We start from the raw sequence: 19,207 nt of genomic DNA, 5'->3' as shown, positions 1-19,207 counted from the left end.
TATCACTCCTCATCTAAACGGCCAAAGTTTAAACTTTTTGGTTTTCTTTTCATCATCATGTTCCGACTTATCTTTTACTTCCGGTGTCTTAACTTCTGGTTCTGGCAAGACTTGTTGATTATGAGTAGTTAAGTCCAACTGTTGGGCCTGATCGGCTAGCCGAATGGCATCTGCAATCTGGTCATTTTTAACCTTTAACTCATTACGTAGCAGCTCATTGGTAGTCTGCAGGTCGCGAACACGAGCCCGAAGCTCATCAATCACATCATCTTTAGTGGCCGGACGGTGTTCAGAACTAGCTTCTTGCTGTTTTTCGCTCTTACGTTGGTAGTAAGACCTGATTTCGTCTAAAACACTGCTATCAAAGTATTTAGAGTTGTTTTTCCCCAGCCTTACCGGTTTTAACTCATTTCTTTTAATATACTTGCTAACAGACGCCACAGTAACATCAGAAATCCTTGCTATGTCTGATATTGTGTAGTCTTTCCTTTTACTTTGTCCCATGCCTTTCTGACCTCTCGCGTTAATTCTACTACATTAGAGGGTTAAATCGTCACCATGATCTTTAGATTTATCAGATTGCGCATTAGATGAATTAGCAGATGGTTGAACAGCCTCTTTTATAACCTCTTTTAGTGAGGTCCTTAGCCCTACTATCCCAGAAGTAAAACGGGGTTAAGCGTAGAGAGATTCGTCATGTTTACCAAGTTTAAAATAAACGGTGATGCTGATTGTCCATATGTTGAGGTAGAAATCTATAAGGATGCTCTCCCATTACTAAATAACCTTGAACGATGGGTACGTTATGCTCTAGCAGAGTTCCGAGGGTTAAAGAGTAGCTATTCGAAAACAAGGTTCCGCTTGCTTAAACAATACCGTACAACGGGATATGCTTATTTCACTGTTGCTGATTTCAATGAATTATTGGATATAACCAAGAGCTATAATCAAGGTACTCTAGAGCAACGCGTCCTTAGTCCCCTTAGAGAAGAGTTAACACCCTTATTCCGTGCATTAACTATCCGTAAAAAATACGGTAAAAGTCGTGGCAAGCCTGTTATTGGCTTTACTTTTACTTGGAAAGCTGAGCCAAAAGATGCTGAAAATATTCACATAAGCAGCAAACAACGATTACAAACTAAACTCTTTAATATTGAGCATAATTCCGAGCTATCAGAACGAGAAAAGTGGAGAGCAATAGATAAAGTTAAAGATGTTCCCCTAGGGACCTCAGAACAAGTAAATATGCAGGAAAAACGAGAATTAAGTGAAACTAAAATACGGCAAGACTTATTGCAAAGGCTTAATAGACATTTATAGATCCAAGAGGAAAACTAATTGGTTTTCCTCTTTTTTTATTTGTTGTCACCAACGGCGACTTCTGATGCAGGTTTTTAATGGGTCTAGCACAACATAGAATAAATTCTATGTGTAAGTGCACATTGACCTCATTTCACTCGGTCTGCTGATAGCTATTAAATCAGGTTTTCCGTTATTGAATTGAATACATTTTTAATTCAATATATGCGTCCAAATCAACTAAATTTGCTATGCTTTAAATACTTAAAAACTATTACAGATTCCGCTATTTCCAATTCGAATTTTTTAATTGTCTTTTACAGAGATTCTTTATAAACTTAGCAACAAAATTTTAATAACTAACTGTAAGAACTGTGTATCTAAACTGAAATCATTATTTTGATGTTAGGAGTAATCAAGATGGACGAAAAGAAAGTATTAACACCAATTGATGAAATGCTTGCTGATCCTTGGCAAGTTGATATTCAAGAATTGTTTGAAGCTTCTGTCAATGAACCTGACGAGATCAAAAGGAATTTGTATGATTCCTTATACACTTATATTTTGCAAAAAAGACAAGAAGATATTATTAATCGTCCTGGCTTCGTTATTTAGCCCTCTAATAGCCTGCTGAGGGCTTTTTATTTTTCCTTTGGTATAAATGTATATAAACATTCTTAAAACCGCTAGAAACGAGAAATAAGGCCCTTAAAAACGAATATAGCAGTTAAAGTCTTGTTAAGATTCAGAAAAACTAACTGTTTGCTGTCAATGGTAGCGGACGAGCAAAGCGTGGGAGCATAAGGAATTGACAGCTCTTAACCAGTCTTAACACTGAATTGGCGAAAGCCAAAGTTTCTATAAAACTTTGCTTTCCTGCCTAACGGCGAGTGAAAAAGCGGTCAAGCTGGCTCAGCTTGGACGGGGTTCGGGGCGTCAGCGCCCGAATGAATGTGGCTTGCCACACCTTTTAGGCAACGAACAAAGTGAGGCGCAAGGAGCATAGCGACTGGAGTTTAATGTGAGCCTGTTTTTTGGCTCACTCCTTTGTGTTTTTGTTTTAGATTTTGCCCTCGTACAGTAGTGCCTCTTTTAAACCTCTTTTATAAACCTCTTTTAAACCTCTTTTAAGGGCATGTTCCACTTTACTCTCCCAAGCGTTTCACAAATGTTTGGGGGTCCAATTGTCTGTTTATGGGGGTCCAATTGTCTGTTTATAGGGGTCCAATTGTCTGTTTATGGGGGTCCAATTGTCTGTTTATGGGGGTCCCGTCTTGAGGCTCCGGCCTTGATATGGTAGCCTCTAATTTAGGAGGTGGTTTTTTGAGCAACGAACTAGTTAAATATGATCCAGAGTTAAATACCATTCCACTTCGAAAATTTACTCCAGTTGAAATGAATTTATTTTTTTCGATTATTTCTCGTATGCGTGATAAGGGAGATCAGACCGTTCGTTTTACTTTTGATCAATTAAAAGAGTTAAGTGCTTATAAACCTACTGCAAATAACCGTTTTGAAGATGACATTCAGAGAACTTATGAAAAAATGATGGGATTACATTTTGGTAGACGAAGTAAAAGTGGCTTAAATCGAGAATTTTTTGTTATGTTTACCGAATTTGAAATTAAAGGCGAAGCTGAAATACCTTACGTTGATATCCGAGTTTATCCTAAAGCCTTACACTTACTAAACGATTTAGAAAGTTGGGTTCGTTATGCGTTGGCAGAGTTTAGAGATTTAAAAAGTAGTTACGCAAAAACAATGTTTCGGTTACTAAAACAATTTAGAACTACTGGGTACGCTTACTTTTCCAAAGCAGATTTTGATGAGTTACTTGATATTCCAAAAACTTATCGGCAAGGCGACATTAACAAAAAAGTGATAAAACCAATCAAAGAAGAACTTACCCCCCTATTTTGTGGGCTAACTGTCCGAAAGAAATACGGTAAAGGGCGAGGAAAGCCTGTTATTGGCTATTCGTTTACCTGGAAACCCGAAAAGAAAGACGCTAACGACTTCTCACAAGGTCAATTTCAAGATGAACGTCAAAAACTCTTTAATATTCAGCATAATGGCGAATTAACAGAACAGGAAAAATGGAGTGCCATTGATAAAGTTAAGGGGTTAACTTTAGGCTCTACTGAAAAGCAAGCATTGGCTGTCAAACAAGCCGAACATGATAAAAAAATAAGAGATCAAGCAAGAAAAGAAGCACTTGCTGAACTCCGAAAGGAGTTTGGAAATCATGCCTAAAACTATTAGAGAACTTGCTGATGAGTTTGGTGTATCAAAACAAGCCATTAGGGAAAAAACTAGATGCAAACTTTAGTTGTTGTTAATTCGGGATATTTGTTGTTAAAGCAACATTCATTGGTGGCAACAACCAGAACCAAATCGATTATAGTTTAGCTTGAAGATTGATACCTAAAGAAAACCAATCGACAACCAAGTTTAAGTTTTGGTTGTCGATTGGTTTTCTTGTCGTTTTTAACTTATAATTTAAGGCGGATTAATTAGGCGGTGAAACTATTGGGCAAGACTATTCGGCAACTTTCAGAAGAATTTAAATTGTCAAAACAAGCTATTAATCAACGTATTAATAGCATTAATGGCTTTCGAAGCAAACACACTTACAAAGTTAAAAACCATCTAGAAATAGACAAGCTGAAAACGGCAAGGACAAAAATATTGATCAGATCTTGCTGAAGCAACTTGATGTTAAAGATCAACAAATTGCAAATTTACAACAAGCCTTAGATCAGCAGCAAAAATTACAGATAGCAACGGTTGCAGAGAACCATCGATTAAAAGAACACGTTCAGAAACTGAGTGGCTTGTTTGAATCTTCTAGTGCTACTCATCAGCAACAATTAAACGACAAGGACGATACCTTGACGAATAGTTCTAATACCAGTCACATCAAGGATAAAAACGACAATCAAAATGAAAATAAAGTTGCTGAATATGGTAATAGACAAAAGAAAACATTTAAGAACAACACCGATAATAGTTGGTGGCATTTTTGGTGACAATCAGTGGCAGCAAGGCTCTGGATCTGTAGAGGAAAAAATATTTGGATTTGTAAACAAAAGGCGTTTATATCAAAATGATTTTAACCAATTGAGTCACGAGCCCAAACCTACTGTTGAATTTTCAGCATTATTTAATTCTTCATGGTGGATATATGGGTTGAAAAATACTATGGAAAATAATGATCTTGAAAAATATCCTAGAAAAAATGAGAAACAATATCAAGATTACTTTGATAACCTAAGAATAGATGGAGTGAAAATATTTTTTTGACAATTATGATTATTGGTGGTTTGGACTTTATTATTAAGAGCTCTATACAGGCATGCTTATTATGGATAGTGGCATTAATAGAGGTTCAGAAGGGCGAGAACAGATTTTATATGGGCATTCGCTGTTCATACAATAATAGCCGTTTCGTTAACAGCGACTAAATTAATCGATTTGTTAAAAATGATATTAATCTGGGATTTAGGTTATCCGATTTGTGAAAAAAGTGGTTGTATTGATCCTTAAAAATTAAATAAAAAGGTAGATTGTAGAATTACTTATTTATGCAAAAAAATATGAGATAAGGATATTGAATTTATCCTCATCTCATATTTTAATTTAATCATTAACCGTTATATTTTGATAATTTGAAAACAACTTTGTCTTTGTTGTGTAATTTCTTTTTGTCAGCTGAAACGTTAACTTGTTTGCCATTAACAGTGAATGTCCAGTAAATTTTCTTCTTGTTATTTTGTTTGTGACCGTCGATAGCTGTGATAAAGCCGCCTTTGTCGTTAACTTTCCAGCCTTTTTTAAGACCATCAGTAACAGTGGCATTCTTTTTCAATGTGATAGTTTTCTTGGCAATCTTCTTTTTGTTCTTCTTCAAAGTGTAAGTAGCTTTGATATTCTCGGAAGCCTTAGCTTGAACGGTTGTTGCAGTTGCTGGAGCGAATACCCCTAGTAACATTAATAATGACAATAAAAATGCTGTAATCTTTTTCATTATTTTCCTCCTCGATTTGTACAACGATTTTCATTATAACAAAGAAAAGGCAGACGAAAATAATAATTTAAAAACCATTCAATTAAATAAATCTACAATTGAATTTTATTTACCTTATGAAGATGTTCAAAACGCGTTAAAGGAAAGTGCGCAGAACCCCTTTATACGTACAAAGGATGAATGGTTAGTGGGTAACAATGAGTGTAAATTAAATAAGGCACAAAAAAGGATGCTTAAGGATAAAGAAATATATAATCATTTCAATTTAGAAAATATTCCCAGTTCCATCAAAACGGAGCTAAACAAGATAGTGCATGACATCGATGACTAATACTTTAACACCAAACAGAAAGGGGCTATGAATATATAGGGTCTATAACTATCAAATAACCCCTCAAAAACATTGAAAGAATAGCCCCCAATATCTACATTATAGATATTGGGGGCTATTTTAATTTATTCTTTTATAAGTGCCCCTAAACTATAGCTATTGATTCAAGATTTCATGGGAGCCAGTTGCAACCAATAACAAAATCAATTCATCATGATCTAGCTGATAAATAACAATCCAGTTGTCATAATTTTTACCATAGTTTCCATATCTGGCAGGGTGAAATTCACGATATCCACGCCAATTTCCTTTTAATGCATGATCTTTAATCTGTTTCAAAACAAGTACATCTTGTTCAACAATTGCTTCTAAACAAGGCTTCAAGACAGTTATTGGGAAATGTTTTTTGACTAGTTTTTTTAATTCACGTTCAAAAGATTTGGTCTGTTTAATTTGCATCTAACTTATCGATCCAATCTTCAAAGTCAGTCAATGAACCAATGTTTTTGACCTGCCCTGTTTCTGCTTCTTTTTTAGCGGCTAAGGCTTCCGGAGAATCTAAAAAGCTGACTAATCGAACTTCATTATTGGCCGCTTTAACTAACGATAAGCGTATATACTCAGAAACGGTTAGCCCTTGTTTTGCTAGATTAGCTTTAGCCCGTTCACTAATGTCAGGTGTTACACGAGTTGAAATTGTCTTGTTTTTAATAATAGTATTACTCATACTAATCCGCCTCCTTTAAGTTTACCATCGTACTACATTATAATATTCGATTTTTAAGTTTTCTGCAACTAAATTAATTTTAAAGTAAAGGAACTAACAGCTTATGCAACAAGTTGTCTTACCCATCAAAGATCTGGCTTTTTAAAATCGTATCTTGTTTATCATGACGACTTATCTGATAGTGTTTCCAATGATAATACGTACTTTTAGAACGTGTTTAGAATCTTTTCAAGAGTATTCGCAGGAAGGCTAAGCTAATCATCATCTTACTGGTGTTCAGCTTTCGCTCACAATTGCGCCAGAGGCGCCGATATTTTCCTAGCCAGCTAAAACTGCGTTCGATAACCCAGCGTTGCGGGGTCACTTGACCGTGCCTAAGGTCACTCTGTTTAGCAATAATGACTTCAGCGTTAATCATTGCCTGAACTGATTGAGCAAAGTTGTTACCAGTATAACCACCATCGGCCATTACTCGTTGAACCAGGTCAAACTGTGATTTGTTTAACGCCAGTAGCGCATTGGCGCCATCACGCTCAGAAACATTGGCGGTTGTCACATGGACTGCCATCGGCAGCCCATTGATATCTACAGCAAGATGGCGCTTAATCCCACTCACCTTTTTACCACCATCGTAGCCACTACTTTCAGCAGGATCGGTATTCTTGACACTTTGAGCATCTAGAATGACGAACGATGTATAAACTGAACGCTTCTGAGCCAACCGATGTTGGCTGACAATTTTTTTAAAACCTTATCCAGAGGAGTGATACCAGCAGGAGATGGCGTTTTAGTCCAAAGTAACCAGTAATAATAGACGGTTTCCCATTTAGGAAAATCGCTGGGTAAATCGCGCCAAACGCACCCATTTTTCAAGGTATAAAGCAGGGCACAAAAGATATCATATAAATCAACCTTTCTTGGCTTAGTCCGCTTACGTATGCCTTCTAGATCTGTCCGGATTAGTTCAAATTGTTCACGAGAGATGTCGCTACTATAATGGTGTGCAAAGCTTTTCATGGATTAAAAACCCCTGTTTTTGATCTAATTTAACTAAAATCAAATCGAATGTCAAAGTATCCAAACACGTTCTTAGAAAGCCCTAAGGCTTTCAAGATTATCCAGAGGCGGTGTTTACATAATTGTTCGTTGATAAAGTCTATGGCTTTAACTTTGCCTAATGCCTTCCCAGTAACACCGCCGCTGCTTTTAAAATTTCATTTTCTTCTTTTAACTGCTGGTTTTCTTTCTGTAGTTGCTTGAAGGCTTCAACACTCGTTACGCCACCGTCAGGTAGTTCAACTAATTTGGCCCGCTTGATCCAATGACTGATGGTGGTTGGATGAACCCCATATTCATTGGCTAAGGATTTCTTTGAACGATTTTCATTGTGATAAAGCTTAACGATGTTGTTTTTAAATTCATCTGAATAATATTTCATAAAAAAACTCCTATTCTGATTTTTATCATTATGACACAAAATCTAATGAATTTGGTACCAAATTTCAGTATAGGAGCAGACTCGTCTTTTTTGATGCAAAGTTGAAAACAAATCGTTGTTCAAAATCATGAACTTGAAGTAGACTTAAGTTATTATTGAGTTAGGAGATTCATATCATGACAACAAACAATGATCATTACAATGAAGCTGAATTACTTGCCAGCTATTTTCCCGAAACTGCAAATAACTCAGAACTATTACAGCAAAAGTTAACTGATGTTCAACAAATCGAACAAGCACTGCAAACTTTAATGGCTCTCTGTGGTCAAGACGACAATAATCCCGATTTAGATAAAACGCCCTTTCGTGTGGTAAAAGCCTTTCTTGAATACACCAGTGGTTACCGCGAAGATCCTACTGCCCATCTAGAAAAAGTCTTTGATATTCAACAAAATGATCCTATTATTGTAAAAGATATCGAATTTTATTCGATGTGCGAACATCATTTTGCACCCTTCTTTGGCGTAGCTCACGTTGCATATCTTCCTGATCAAAAAGTCACCGGACTTTCCAAAATTGCACGGGTCGTTGAAGGTTACGCGCGGCGTTTCCAAGTTCAAGAGCGCTTAACGAATCAAATTGCCGATGCAATTGATACCGTCTTGCAGCCTAAAGGGGTTATGGTAGCTATTGAAGCGAAGCATTTATGTGTTTCAAGTCGCGGCGCTAAAAAAGAACAAGCGCAAACTTTCACGCTGGCTAGTCGTGGTGCTTACATTAAAGATAGCCAATTGCGGTCAGAATTTATGACTGCTATTAAGTGAGGTCACTAATGAGTAAAAGAGTCGCTTTTATTACAGGGAGTACTACGGGACTGGGCGTGCAAATGGCCCATAAACTTGCTCAAGCAGGCTATCAATTAGCCTTAAATTACCGACACAGTCAAACAGCTGCGTTACAATTACAACAAGATTTGGCACAATGCTATCAAGTCAATGCTCGCCTTTACCAAGGCGATGTAAGCCAACAAGCTGACGTGGTACGAATGATTGAACAAATTAAACTTGATTTTGGTCACTTAGATATTTTAATTCTTAACGCTGGTCCCTTTATTCACGATAAATTAAAACTCGTCGACCATACCCCAGCCCAGTGGCATGACATGATGAGTGCTAACCTTGATAGTTTTTTCTATTTAGTTAAGGCAACGGTACCTATGATGGAAAAACAAAATTGGGGCCGCATTATTGCGCTAGGCTTTGACCAAATTGACCAAGTCTCGGGTTGGCAATATCGTGGTGCTTATGCCGCCGCTAAAACTGGTGTGGCCGCGGCGATTAGAACTTTAGCGCTTGAAGAAAAAGACTATCAAATTACTGCAAATATGGTCTGCCCCGGTGATATTAAAGCTGATCTTAAAGAAGCTGACATTGAACAAGCCCAGAAACTTGCACCTAATCAGACTAAACGAAAAGCTGCTGGTGAAGATGTTGCTCGCGTTATTGCCTTTTTATGTGCAGAAGATTCAGACTATTTAACCGGCAACATCATTAACTTAGCTGGCGGCGAAAATATTATTCATCGTCATGACTAAAATTTAAACTACTAGTAACAACTAAATATGGTATAAAATTAGCCTTCCGAAAATCACTCAATATTTTCGGAAGGCTATTTCTATTCTTGATAAATTTTAAATAGCCACACTTTGACCGACGCCGCCAGCAAATATAACCAGTTATTGAACACCATGGTGTCTTAACATGTCTTTCAGTTCTGGGAAGCCCAATTCGAAATGCGCCACTTCATGTGCATCAGAACCTAAAGTGAATTTAGTGCCACCAAGTGACTGCCATAACTCAATCGCATATTCATATAGCCTAAATTATGACGCAAAACAATACTTTTAGCATTCACTTCCAGTGTCAAATCATGTGCAATCGCATTGCGAAACACTTGCACCAGCATTGGTTCTGCTAACCGTTTGACGCTGATTAATGACTTTACTTATATTTTATGCTCTTAACTAAACAAGTCAATTAATGCTAAATAAAAAAGCCTGAATCAAGTGATCCAAGCTTTTTATCAGGTATAACTTATTCCAATTTTTGTTCTAACCATGCTTTTAAAACCACAGCTTGATTGTGTTGCTCGTTTTTGGCACCATAAATTAAAATTACATCTTCACTTTGTAAACAGAGACTAATAAAATCAAGCACCGCTGCACTTAATGGATTGGCGGCAATTTCAGCAAGATAGCGTTGCTTGAATTCAGGATAGCGCTCTTCTTGATGATTAAACCATTTCCTTAACTCAGAACTTGGCGCTAATTCTTTAAGCCACCATTGATAAGGTAAATCAGCTTTAGCGAGCCCCCGAGGCCACAAGCGATCCACTAAAATTTTATAACCAGATGCCCGTTTAACTGCTGCTTGATCATAAGCGCGAATTAATTTAATTTGTGGCATAACAACTTGAACCTCCTTTTAAAAATCACATTTTATAACGTGGATAATGGCTGATTAGTATCGGCAAACCGTTCTGAATCTAATGGTTGACGGCGTGACATTAATTCGGTAACGTCAGCACGCTCGTCATTACCATTAGCAAACAAAATAGCCAATGGTACTTGATTTTCATCAACATAAGCAATTGTAAACTTACCAGAATCAAGATTACCGCGGATAAAAGTTTGATCCCACTTAGTCGTATGACCTAAATATTCAAAGGTTTGATCATACTGATCTGTCCAAAAATATGGTAAGACATCATAAGGCTGACTTTGTGGCTGGATCAGATTAGCGGCAACATTTTTACCGTGACTTTGCGCATTTTCCCAATGTTCCACATGAATCTCTTCACCCTGGAACGGCCAAATAGTAGCATCGCCAACAGCGTAAACATCTTTCAGTGCTGTTTCGCCATATTCATTAACGACAATATTCTGCCCTAATTCCAAATGATCTGCTTTAATTGACGTGTTAGGAACTGCACCAACACCAACAACAACCATTTGTGCAGGAATTGTTGCACCCGTATCAGTTACCACCCCAGTGACTTGATGCTGTTGGTCATGCGTAAACGATTCAACACCACTACCTAAAACAAATTTGACGCCCTGTTCTTGATGCATCTTAACGAAATATTCTGAAGCCTGTGGACCAACTACACGTCCCAATGGATGTTGACCATGTTCAACAACTGTGACATTAAGGCCTAACTTTCTAAAGGAGCTAGCCAATTCTAAACTAATAAACCCAGCGCCAATTAAGACCACATCTTTAACTTGCTCGCTCCACTGCTTAATCTTGATCGCATCGTGATAACTTCTTAAGTAAAAAATTCCTTCAGCGTCATCATTAGGCAAGTGCAAATGACGTGACTCTGCACCCATAGCTAGAACAAGTTGACCATAAGTAATTTCTTGATGATCTGCTGTGACAACTTTCTTCTTCTCATCATGAACCGCCACAACTTCGGTATTTAATTGTAACTTAATCTCATTTTCAGCAAAGAACGATTCCGGTTTAAAAATAGGTGCATCTAACTTCTTGCCTGTCAGCCAATTTTTAGATAATTTATAACGATTATAAGGCAGTGCGTCTTCGCGATCAATTAAACAAATACTACCTGAAAAACCTTTAGTCCGTAATGCCTTCACCAAATAAAATCCGGCCGTTGAACCACCGACAACTACAATATCAAACTTCATAGGGATCCTCCTAATCTGAATTCGAATTATAACTTAAGTCTAATGCAAAAAGAATAACCACGCAAAATATCGGCTTGTTAGTCTAGCCGATTGACCAAATAAAAACACCATCCAAAAAGGACGAGAGCGTCAAGAAGTTTGTGTAAATAACAAGAAGACTTCTTCGTATCATTTTGTCTAGCTTAAAACATTGATTCTAAAGTATCTTGGCACTGCTTAAAGCCATTATGAGCTCTGCCGAAGTATTTCTCGTTGTACTCTAAGATAATTGTCGCAAGGAAACGGTCAAGTGCTGATTCATTTGGAAATTGTTCTTTGACTTTTGTCTTGCGCTTCAGCTTTTTATTGAATGATTCAATAATGTTCGTTGAGTAAATTGTTCTGCGAATACTCGGAGGAAATTCTAAGAAGGTTAGTAAATTAGACGTACTGGCTAAATTTCTAACCATTCGAGGATACTTTGACTCCCAATGATCGATAAAACGATTTAAAATTAGCTGGGCTTCATCACGTGTTTTTGCTCTGTGGAGTTCTTTGAACTCATTAACGACCTCTGCACGGTCGTTTACGCGAACTTTCTGCATGATATTCCGTGACATATGGATCAGACAGCGTTGAAATTTAGCTTGAGGATAATTGTGGTTAAGCGCTGAATCCAAGCCAACTAAGCCATCTGCGATGACTAACTGGACGTGTTTAATACCACGACTGACTAAACCAGTTAGTAATTCGGACCAAACTTCTGAATTTTCCGTTGGTGCAATACAGTAATCTAAAATTTCTTTATGACCATCTGCTTTAATACCTAAAGCGACATAAACCGACTCTTTTTGAACCGTATCACGACGTAAGGGCACATAAGTTGCATCAAGGAAAAGACAGACGTAGTCTGTCGAACTAAACCGCCGCTGATGATAAGCAGTCACTTGATCCTCAACAATGGCTGTAATGTTGGAAATCGTAGTGGGTGAATAATGAGTTCCATACATCTTTTCGATTAAGTCAGCTATTTCTCGAGTTGTAATTCCTTTTTCGTATAACTGTATAATCGTCGTTTCCAGTGCATCTACTCTTCGAGAATAAGGTGGGATTAAGTTAGCCTTAAACTCGCCCTTGCGATCACGTGGGACACAGATACTCAGCTTTCCATACCCTGAATCAATTTGACGAAAATATTGGCCATTTCGAGAGTTACCAGAGTTGAAACCTTGACGATCATAAGGATCGTAGCCTAGAACAGAAGTTAACTCGGCTTGAAGTAACGTATTTAATGTATCCTGCAGTTGTTTTCTAAAAACTTCTTTTAAATCACCATGAGATAGTAGTACATTTGCCAATTCTTTGTTAAACTGATTCATAGGGGAAGACCTCCGTTGATTTGGTTTAGACGCTTATAATCATACGGGGAAGGTCTTCCTTTTTTCAATACTCATTTACACAAAATATTTTACACTCTCTTGTAGACAGAAAGTATATGAAAAACTTTTTTAATCTCAAATCTATATGGTTATCAAATATTGATACTTTTACAAAAAATAGTGAAGAAGCTGCTGATAACTTAATTGATGATAAATTTGAGGGAAAACTTGAAAAGCTAGCGTTAGACATGCCAGCTTTTATAACTAGTTTTACAGAACTAGATATAAACTCCTTTGACAAAAACGGTTTTGTAAAGGAAGAAATATCATGCTCATTAATAAAATGCGAAGAAAAATTAGGCAAGAATCGTGACTTTATTTTTATTCCTTATCAAAATATGATTCACTTATTGAATGTAATTAAGGAGTGCCAAGCAGGTAAGCGAGAAGGTATCCTAAAAGAAACAACAATATTTGCTCGAAAAGTTTGGTATATCACGGATTACGTAAATAGAATGGACAAACTTGAAAAAGACTATTTTGAAGATAAAAAGTCTGTGGAGCAAGTTGGCCGAGGCATGCTAGGAACGAAGTCAATGAAGTACTCAATACAAAACGAATTCAGATTGGGCATTGTGTTTCCATACAAAAAATCAAATTATGGTAATGAAGCTGGTACAAACTTAGGCATACAACCTTCTTTTTGCTTTGCGACACAATACTTCAAAAAAGAGGAACTAAGGTCATTGAATATAGAAAAGCTGAATTAATAGTACTAAACCGAAAATAGCCACTAGGGTATACCCTAATGGTCTTTTTTATTTCTGTGCTATACTAGGAATTATAAATGTCCATTAGAACTGTCCAAAAGGAGAACTGGAAATGGCTAAAATCGGTTATGCTCGCGTGAGTTCCAAGGAGCAACATTTAGATCGACAGTTAGCGGCTTTAAAAGACGTTGATAAATTATTTACGGATAAATTAAGTGGGGCTAACACTAATCGTCCAGAACTGCAAAAAATGCTGGCCTATATCCGTGAAGGTGATATTGTCCTGGTCACTGAATTAGATCGCTTGGGTCGAAACAACCAGGACTTAACTAGGATCATGAACAACATTCAAAACAAGGGTGCCACCCTAGATGTGTTAAATTTGCCGTCCATGACTGGAATTACTGACCCTAATTTGCGTCAACTTATGACTAACCTCATCATTGAATTGTATAAGTACCAGGCGGAAAGTGAACGTAAGCGGATCATTGAGCGCCAGCAACAAGGCATTGCGCTTGCCAAACAGCAAGGTAAATATCATGGGCGCAAACCCCAATACACCCAAGACGATCCCCGCTTGCAACATGCTTTTAAGCTTTACCAGGCAGGCATGAGTGATGTCGATGTTGCCCGTAATACAGGAATTAAACGGACAACCTTTATCAGATATCGCAAAAAGTTTAATATAAAAAGATGAGGCTTACGCGTAGTGCTAGTTAAATCATTTTAGTTAAATAAAAAGTCCAATCTTGTTAGACTCGACTTGTAAATAGTAATAATAGAAAAGAGTCTGACTCGATTGAACTACCTCAAGCTTAAGCATTTTTCTCACCATTTACAAGTTAGTTTTAGTCGTTTGAATATGATTTGTCGTTCCTGGTACAAGCTGTATGCACCGGATTCTTTGAAGCATCGTAGAAATACTGATCAGACCAAGATATCTGATAAGTTCTATACTGGCTATGCTTATCTGGCAAGCAGAATTAGGAATCGAATCTCAAAGAAGATTCTGTAAATTCTCTGTAGGATTATCCCATTCAAGATTTAATCGCAGATCTCGTCAGCTTTTACCGCTGATTTACTTGCTTCGTCATGTTCTGAACCAAGAAGTAGATCTGTCAGGCAAAATATTGATTATTGATAGTTTTCCTGTTCCGGTCTGTCAGCCTGTTCGCAATTATCGCGTTAGAATCTTTCACGATATGGCTGATATTGGCTACAAAGCAACGAAAAAAGTCTACTATTATGGCTTTAAGGTTCATGCCATTGTAAGTGATGACGGCTACTTGCTTGATTATGCAGTAACTAAAGCATCAGTGCATGATGCCAAGGAAACTACAGAACTGATGGCCAATGCCCATCCTGTTAACCATTATCTTTTAGGTGATGAAGGCTACCTCGGCAAAGATTTAGCTTTCAAGTTAAAACAAACGGGCTATAAACTTTGGACACCATACCGCAAAAACATGCAAGGCGCCAAAGAGCACAATGATCATCAGCTAATGGCTATCAGAAGAACAATCGAGAGCGATTTCTCCTTGCTTAGCTATTACAACGCTGAAAATAATCGTGCTCGGAGTCTAACAGGTTTTCAGGAACGGCTTGAAGTTGCAGTTTTAGCCTACAATATGGCATATTGTCTAGAACGATTTAACTAGCACCACGCGTACTAATATATATTATAGTATCTATTACATTTATTAAGAAAGGACGTTACTCCACTTTTATCAATAAGTAACGTCCTCTTTTAATTATTTACTGAAACTTGAAAGCACTAAAACTAGCCGGATCTCTTATCGGATCTGGCTTTTTGTTTCTTAAATTAGTTTTTAAGTTGTCCTCAGAAGTTGCTTTTGAATGAAAACCAGCAATAACTTAATAAAGTTGTCTAATATTTATTCCACTATGGCAGAGATTTCGGCCTTTACTTCTTTGAAAGCTGTAAGCAGGTAGACCAATGCTTCTTCAAAGGCTAAATCAGGCAGCGCCTCATTCATTAAATAGAATAAATCGCCTAAGGTTCGATCATCGGTACTTTGTCTTTCTTGCCAAGTTAACAGATCATAAGTTAGAGCCGTCACGGCAATGTAGCCGCATAAAATACCGCCTAATTGCAACAATCAACACGCTTGATTTTTATCATTAGAGTGATAACATAATATCAACAAGCTTTTTTATTTCGTGATTGCTTTGGCAGTAACGATTTGATCGAATGGTACGCCAATACCATTCGATTTTTTATGTTCTTATTTTTGTGTTTTAGATATATTTGTAACTAGTATTGCCTATTTTTATCTAAATTACAACCTCCTAAATAGTGCTAAAGTATCACTATTTTCTAAATATTTAAATTAATTGTAGTAAAGTATTTATTTACTACAATATATAATTTACTACGCTTCAAAAGCTTGTTATATCAATATTCTTTTTTTAGTTTTATGAATTAACTGTGGTATATTATTTATTTACCACAATATATAATTGTGGTAGTTTATATATTCTATTGATCAAAAAATTTTTTTGATTTTTTTATTAATAAATCAAAAACCGCTCTGAATTATCAGAACGGTTTTTATATTGGATTTTATATTCAATGAATACTATTAAATTAATCCTTTGCAAAGCACATGAACTGCACCGGCTAAAATACCACCTGCAAGAGGTCCAAACATTGGAACCCAAGCATATGACCAATTTGCTGTTCCCTTGTTAGGTACTGGCAAAATAGTATATGCCAAACGTGGACCCCAATCACGGGCTGGGTTTAACGCAAATCCAGTAGTACCACCAAGTGCTTGACCAACTACCATAATTAATAAACCTACAATAAATGGCTTAAGTCCTGCACTGAAGTTACCTAAATTAAGCAAACTGAATACAAAGATAAAAGTTGCAATCAATTCGCTTAAGAAGTTAAATACATTGTTCTTAATAGCTGGACCAGTTGCAAAGATCCCAACGGTATTACCATCTTCAGCATTCTTAGAAACTTTAAAGTGAGGGTAATATTGAATAATAACAATTGCAGCGCCAACAAATGCGCCCAAGAATTGTCCTAACAAATAAGGCAATACTTGACTCCAAGGGAAAAAGCCAAAACAAGCGAATCCAATAGTTACAGCTGGGTTCAAGTGACCTTGGGAGCCAAAACTAGCAGCAACATAAACACCAAAAGTTACTGCCATACCCCATGCAATAGATACGTATAACCAATTAGATCCTCTAGCATATGAATCTTTCAAGTTAATAGCAGCACCACAGCCTACACCTAAGACTATTAGGACCATAGTGCCTAGAAATTCGCCTAAAAAGCCTGACATAATAATCACCTATCTCCTTTAATAATTAAAGGCTTTAGTTGCTTTTCAATTTCATTAATATCAACGTCCACTTCTGCTAAAGTTGCAGCAGCATAGGCGCCTTCGATAAAGGCGGTATTATATAAATGAATCTTTTTATCAGTCATTTCAATGGCCATATCCAAATTCATCTTGGCACTACCTAAATCATAAAAAGCCAAAATCTCATCTGCTGAATTATCATCAAAAGCCTGCATTATCTTATCCATGCTAGTACCAATGCCATTATCATTGGTACCACCAGCCGTTGTAATATCAACATCTTTTGCTACTTGTGATAATAACTTTTTAACACCTTCAGCAACTTCTGGAACATGTGAAACTAAAGTGATTCCATATTTTTTACTCATATTACAATAGTCCCTTCGTTTCTAACATTGTGCTGAATAAGTAACCACTTGATTGAGAGCCTGGGTCAATATGACCTTTAGAACGTTCACCTAAGTATGATGCACGACCCTTTTTAGCAATCATTGGTTTCGTTGCTTCAACAGCCGCATCAATCTTTTCTTGAGTCAAAGTTCCATTCTTAACTTCTGGAACCAAAGCATTCCAAACATCAACCATAGTCTTATCACCAGGTTGTGCTCCACCACGCTTTTCAATACCGGCTAATGCTGCTTCAAGGAGTTCACCCATATCAGTAGTGTCCTTACTCTTTTTGAACATTTCCAAGAATGCTGTACCATAAAGCGGACCTGAAGCACCACCAACAGTAGAAATTAAAGCCATAGCAATCGTTCTAAATTCAGTTGGAACATCAGCAGGTTTTGTAGCCAACTTTTCTTCAACTGCTTTCATACCACGATCCATGTTAAAACCATGGTCTCCGTCACCGATAGCACTGTCAAGATCTGACAAATATTGCTTATTAGTTGAAATTTGATCAGCAAATTTTGACATCCATTCAGTTAATGTGTCGACAGTTAATGTCATAAAATCAATCCTTTCTTACAAGCCTACTATTTAGTTCCAAGCAATTGTCTTTACTGGGTAGTTCAAGTAATCTAACCATTTACTATCTTTAATTTCCAAAATAGTAAGTGATAAACCAGCCATATCAATTGAGGTCAAGTAGTTGCCAACTCTCATAAATGCTGGCTTAATATCAAATTCATCTAATTTGTTAAGCAAATCGTGACTAAATATATATTGTTCCATTAATGGAGTTGCACCCATACCGTTTACCAAAACAGCATATTTCTTATTCTTATCTAGATGCATTTCGTCATTTAGCTTACCAATCAACTCTTCAACTAAGTCCTTAGAAGGCTTAATCTTTTCACGACGATAACCTGGTTCAGAGTGAATACCTACACCGTATTCAATTTCATCGTCTTTCAATTCAAAGCCAGGCTTACCAACTTCTGGGTTAGTAGCTGCTGAAAGAGCTACCCCAATAGTCTTAACGTTGTTAACTACTTCTTTAGCTAAAGCTTCAATTTCATCTAAGCTTGCGCCTTGGTCAGCAGCAGCACCTAAAATCTTGTGTACAAAGACAGTTCCAGCAACACCACGACGACCTTGAGTATACAAACTGTTTTCTACAGCGATATCATCATCAATAACAATTGATTTAACCTTAATTCCATCGCCTTCAGCCAAATCTTTAGCCATGTCAAAGTTCATAACATCGCCAGAATAGTTCTTAACGATACAAAATACACCTTTACCTTGATCTACAGCTTTAATTGCTTCATAAATTTGATCTGGGGTTGGAGAAGTAAATACTTGACCACAAACAGCTGCAGATAACATACCTTTACCAACATAGCCAGCATGTGCAGGTTCGTGACCGCTACCACCACCACTAACTAATCCTACTTTGCCTTTCATTGAATCTTTATCTGTTCTCACAACAGCCTCAGTGCCATCAATTTGAGTTAAGTATTGAGGATATGATCTAACTAATCCATCAACCATTTCACTTACAACATCACTAGGATTGTTAATAATTTTCTTCATTATTAAAGCCCCTCTTCAATAACTTTACATTTAAACATTTATCAGTTTTATTCTAGCACTGCATGTAAGCATTTTCAATGAAGTAGCATTAAATAAAATGTACAAAACCGTGAAAGTATATTTTATTATTCTTCTTATTATCTCGGATTTTTTCGTTGTATATCTAAACGTAATAAATCATTTACTACAATATATAACTTATTACAATTATATATCATAGTAAT

Annotated in this window: 24 protein-coding genes and 3 pseudogenes; 12 read left to right on the top strand and 15 right to left on the bottom strand. The window is 36.8% G+C overall.

Annotation, left to right across the window (positions count from 1 at the left end; genetic code table 11):
• Nucleotides 1-9: 9 nt before the first annotated feature.
• Nucleotides 10-504: a MerR family transcriptional regulator gene (locus ACG72T_RS11005; protein WP_395266245.1), complete on the bottom strand. Its 495-nt coding sequence runs from the start codon at nucleotides 502-504 to the stop codon at nucleotides 10-12.
• A gap of 156 nt (nucleotides 505-660) precedes the next feature.
• Here ACG72T_RS11005 and ACG72T_RS11000 point away from each other — a divergent pair.
• The 6 genes and pseudogenes from ACG72T_RS11000 to ACG72T_RS10975 form a co-directional block, all read left to right on the top strand.
• Nucleotides 661-1,320 (top strand): annotated as a pseudogene (locus ACG72T_RS11000) (replication initiation protein); the annotation flags it as partial.
• Nucleotides 1,321-1,609: 289 nt separating this feature from the next.
• Nucleotides 1,610-1,702: a TRASH domain-containing protein gene (locus ACG72T_RS10995; RefSeq protein ID WP_395266243.1), complete on the top strand. Its 93-nt coding sequence runs from the start codon at nucleotides 1,610-1,612 to the stop codon at nucleotides 1,700-1,702.
• Nucleotides 1,702-1,914, top strand: coding sequence for a hypothetical protein (locus ACG72T_RS10990; protein WP_395266241.1), 213 nt, complete (start codon nucleotides 1,702-1,704; stop codon nucleotides 1,912-1,914). Before ACG72T_RS10995 ends, ACG72T_RS10990 begins: the two co-directional genes overlap by 1 nt.
• A 708-nt stretch (nucleotides 1,915-2,622) precedes the next feature.
• Nucleotides 2,623-3,552 carry a replication initiation protein gene (locus ACG72T_RS10985; RefSeq protein WP_395266239.1) on the top strand — a complete coding sequence of 310 codons (930 nt, stop codon included), beginning with the start codon at nucleotides 2,623-2,625 and terminating at the stop codon, nucleotides 3,550-3,552.
• A 446-nt stretch (nucleotides 3,553-3,998) separates the two neighbouring features.
• Complete coding sequence (locus tag ACG72T_RS10980) at nucleotides 3,999-4,328, top strand: DUF536 domain-containing protein (protein ID WP_395266238.1); 330 nt, start codon at nucleotides 3,999-4,001, stop codon at nucleotides 4,326-4,328.
• Complete coding sequence (locus ACG72T_RS10975) at nucleotides 4,264-4,602, top strand: hypothetical protein (RefSeq protein WP_288646975.1); 339 nt, start codon at nucleotides 4,264-4,266, stop codon at nucleotides 4,600-4,602. The genes ACG72T_RS10980 and ACG72T_RS10975 overlap by 65 nt, the downstream gene beginning before the upstream one ends.
• A 343-nt stretch (nucleotides 4,603-4,945) precedes the next feature.
• Here the strand turns inward: ACG72T_RS10975 and ACG72T_RS10970 are convergent, their stop codons facing one another.
• Nucleotides 4,946-5,326 (bottom strand): DUF4430 domain-containing protein, encoded by a 381-nt coding sequence (locus ACG72T_RS10970; protein ID WP_125765019.1) that lies wholly within the window; start codon nucleotides 5,324-5,326, stop codon nucleotides 4,946-4,948.
• Nucleotides 5,327-5,342: 16 nt separating this feature from the next.
• Between ACG72T_RS10970 and ACG72T_RS10965 the strand changes: the two genes are divergently transcribed.
• A complete protein-coding gene (locus ACG72T_RS10965) occupies nucleotides 5,343-5,657 on the top strand; it encodes a hypothetical protein (protein ID WP_395266235.1) in 315 nt (104 codons plus the stop codon).
• A 156-nt stretch (nucleotides 5,658-5,813) separates the two neighbouring features.
• Here ACG72T_RS10965 and ACG72T_RS10960 read toward each other — a convergent pair whose 3' ends face one another.
• From ACG72T_RS10960 to ACG72T_RS10945, 4 genes are all read right to left on the bottom strand, one after another.
• On the bottom strand, nucleotides 5,814-6,116 hold the full coding sequence (locus ACG72T_RS10960) for a type II toxin-antitoxin system YafQ family toxin (RefSeq protein ID WP_005917927.1): 303 nt from the start codon (nucleotides 6,114-6,116) through the stop codon (nucleotides 5,814-5,816).
• Complete coding sequence (locus ACG72T_RS10955) at nucleotides 6,106-6,384, bottom strand: plasmid mobilization protein (RefSeq protein WP_003625288.1); 279 nt, start codon at nucleotides 6,382-6,384, stop codon at nucleotides 6,106-6,108. Before ACG72T_RS10955 ends, ACG72T_RS10960 begins: the two co-directional genes overlap by 11 nt.
• Nucleotides 6,385-6,601: 217 nt before the next feature.
• Nucleotides 6,602-7,401, bottom strand: a protein-coding gene (locus tag ACG72T_RS10950) for an IS5 family transposase (protein WP_097558290.1) whose coding sequence is annotated in 2 segments (ribosomal slippage) — nucleotides 6,602-7,131 and nucleotides 7,131-7,401 — 801 coding nt in all. Because the reading frame shifts where the segments join, the coding sequence is not laid out codon by codon here.
• A 157-nt stretch (nucleotides 7,402-7,558) separates the two neighbouring features.
• The gene (locus tag ACG72T_RS10945; protein ID WP_002823325.1) at nucleotides 7,559-7,822 is read right to left on the bottom strand and encodes a transposase; all 264 of its coding nucleotides are present in this window, start codon (nucleotides 7,820-7,822) and stop codon (nucleotides 7,559-7,561) included.
• Nucleotides 7,823-7,998: 176 nt separating this feature from the next.
• Between ACG72T_RS10945 and folE the strand changes: the two genes are divergently transcribed.
• Both folE and ACG72T_RS10935 read left to right on the top strand, forming a co-directional pair.
• A complete protein-coding gene (gene folE / locus ACG72T_RS10940) occupies nucleotides 7,999-8,646 on the top strand; it encodes a GTP cyclohydrolase I FolE (RefSeq protein ID WP_010492191.1) in 648 nt (215 codons plus the stop codon).
• An 8-nt stretch (nucleotides 8,647-8,654) separates the two neighbouring features.
• Nucleotides 8,655-9,416 carry an SDR family oxidoreductase gene (locus tag ACG72T_RS10935; protein ID WP_024047499.1) on the top strand — a complete coding sequence of 254 codons (762 nt, stop codon included), beginning with the start codon at nucleotides 8,655-8,657 and terminating at the stop codon, nucleotides 9,414-9,416.
• A gap of 224 nt (nucleotides 9,417-9,640) precedes the next feature.
• On the opposite strand, the gene ACG72T_RS10930 is transcribed toward ACG72T_RS10935, so the two are convergent.
• The 4 genes from ACG72T_RS10930 to ACG72T_RS10915 form a co-directional block, all read right to left on the bottom strand.
• The gene (locus tag ACG72T_RS10930; protein WP_156521557.1) at nucleotides 9,641-9,787 is read right to left on the bottom strand and encodes a hypothetical protein; all 147 of its coding nucleotides are present in this window, start codon (nucleotides 9,785-9,787) and stop codon (nucleotides 9,641-9,643) included.
• A gap of 128 nt (nucleotides 9,788-9,915) precedes the next feature.
• The gene (locus tag ACG72T_RS10925; RefSeq protein WP_010492182.1) at nucleotides 9,916-10,287 is read right to left on the bottom strand and encodes a DUF488 domain-containing protein; all 372 of its coding nucleotides are present in this window, start codon (nucleotides 10,285-10,287) and stop codon (nucleotides 9,916-9,918) included.
• 32 nt (nucleotides 10,288-10,319) lie between these two features.
• Nucleotides 10,320-11,531, bottom strand: coding sequence for an NAD(P)/FAD-dependent oxidoreductase (locus tag ACG72T_RS10920; protein ID WP_010492180.1), 1,212 nt, complete (start codon nucleotides 11,529-11,531; stop codon nucleotides 10,320-10,322).
• Nucleotides 11,532-11,713: 182 nt separating this feature from the next.
• Nucleotides 11,714-12,889, bottom strand: a complete 1,176-nt coding sequence (locus ACG72T_RS10915; RefSeq protein WP_072557572.1) for an IS256 family transposase — start codon at nucleotides 12,887-12,889, stop codon at nucleotides 11,714-11,716.
• A 116-nt stretch (nucleotides 12,890-13,005) separates the two neighbouring features.
• On the opposite strand from ACG72T_RS10915, the gene ACG72T_RS10910 reads away from it, so the two are divergent.
• The 3 genes and pseudogenes from ACG72T_RS10910 to ACG72T_RS10900 all read left to right on the top strand — a co-directional run bounded on the left by ACG72T_RS10910 (nucleotide 13,006) and on the right by ACG72T_RS10900 (nucleotide 15,317).
• Entirely contained in the window at nucleotides 13,006-13,659 is a 654-nt protein-coding gene (locus ACG72T_RS10910; protein WP_226769511.1) for a hypothetical protein, read from the top strand.
• A gap of 112 nt (nucleotides 13,660-13,771) precedes the next feature.
• Nucleotides 13,772-14,356, top strand: a complete 585-nt coding sequence (locus tag ACG72T_RS10905) for a recombinase family protein (protein WP_395266230.1) — start codon at nucleotides 13,772-13,774, stop codon at nucleotides 14,354-14,356.
• 102 nt (nucleotides 14,357-14,458) lie between these two features.
• Nucleotides 14,459-15,317, top strand: a pseudogene (locus ACG72T_RS10900) (IS982 family transposase).
• A 237-nt stretch (nucleotides 15,318-15,554) separates the two neighbouring features.
• Here the strand turns inward: ACG72T_RS10900 and ACG72T_RS10895 are convergent.
• From ACG72T_RS10895 to dhaK, 5 genes and pseudogenes are all read right to left on the bottom strand, one after another.
• Nucleotides 15,555-15,746 (bottom strand): annotated as a pseudogene (locus ACG72T_RS10895) (hypothetical protein); the annotation flags it as partial.
• A gap of 516 nt (nucleotides 15,747-16,262) precedes the next feature.
• Nucleotides 16,263-16,979, bottom strand: coding sequence for an MIP/aquaporin family protein (locus ACG72T_RS10890; RefSeq protein ID WP_395266229.1), 717 nt, complete (start codon nucleotides 16,977-16,979; stop codon nucleotides 16,263-16,265).
• A gap of 5 nt (nucleotides 16,980-16,984) precedes the next feature.
• Entirely contained in the window at nucleotides 16,985-17,368 is a 384-nt protein-coding gene (dhaM, locus tag ACG72T_RS10885; RefSeq protein WP_395266228.1) for a dihydroxyacetone kinase phosphoryl donor subunit DhaM, read from the bottom strand.
• Nucleotide 17,369: 1 nt separating this feature from the next.
• On the bottom strand, nucleotides 17,370-17,954 hold the full coding sequence (gene dhaL / locus ACG72T_RS10880) for a dihydroxyacetone kinase subunit DhaL (RefSeq protein ID WP_395266227.1): 585 nt from the start codon (nucleotides 17,952-17,954) through the stop codon (nucleotides 17,370-17,372).
• A gap of 30 nt (nucleotides 17,955-17,984) precedes the next feature.
• Nucleotides 17,985-18,983: a dihydroxyacetone kinase subunit DhaK gene (gene dhaK / locus ACG72T_RS10875; protein WP_395266226.1), complete on the bottom strand. Its 999-nt coding sequence runs from the start codon at nucleotides 18,981-18,983 to the stop codon at nucleotides 17,985-17,987.
• Nucleotides 18,984-19,207 lie beyond the last annotated feature (224 nt).

The sequence above is a fragment of the Companilactobacillus sp. FL22-1 genome, from assembly GCF_043951805.1.
In the GTDB taxonomy this organism is placed as follows: Bacteria; Bacillota; Bacilli; order Lactobacillales; family Lactobacillaceae; genus Companilactobacillus.
This window is presented reverse-complemented; position numbering and strand designations above follow the sequence as displayed.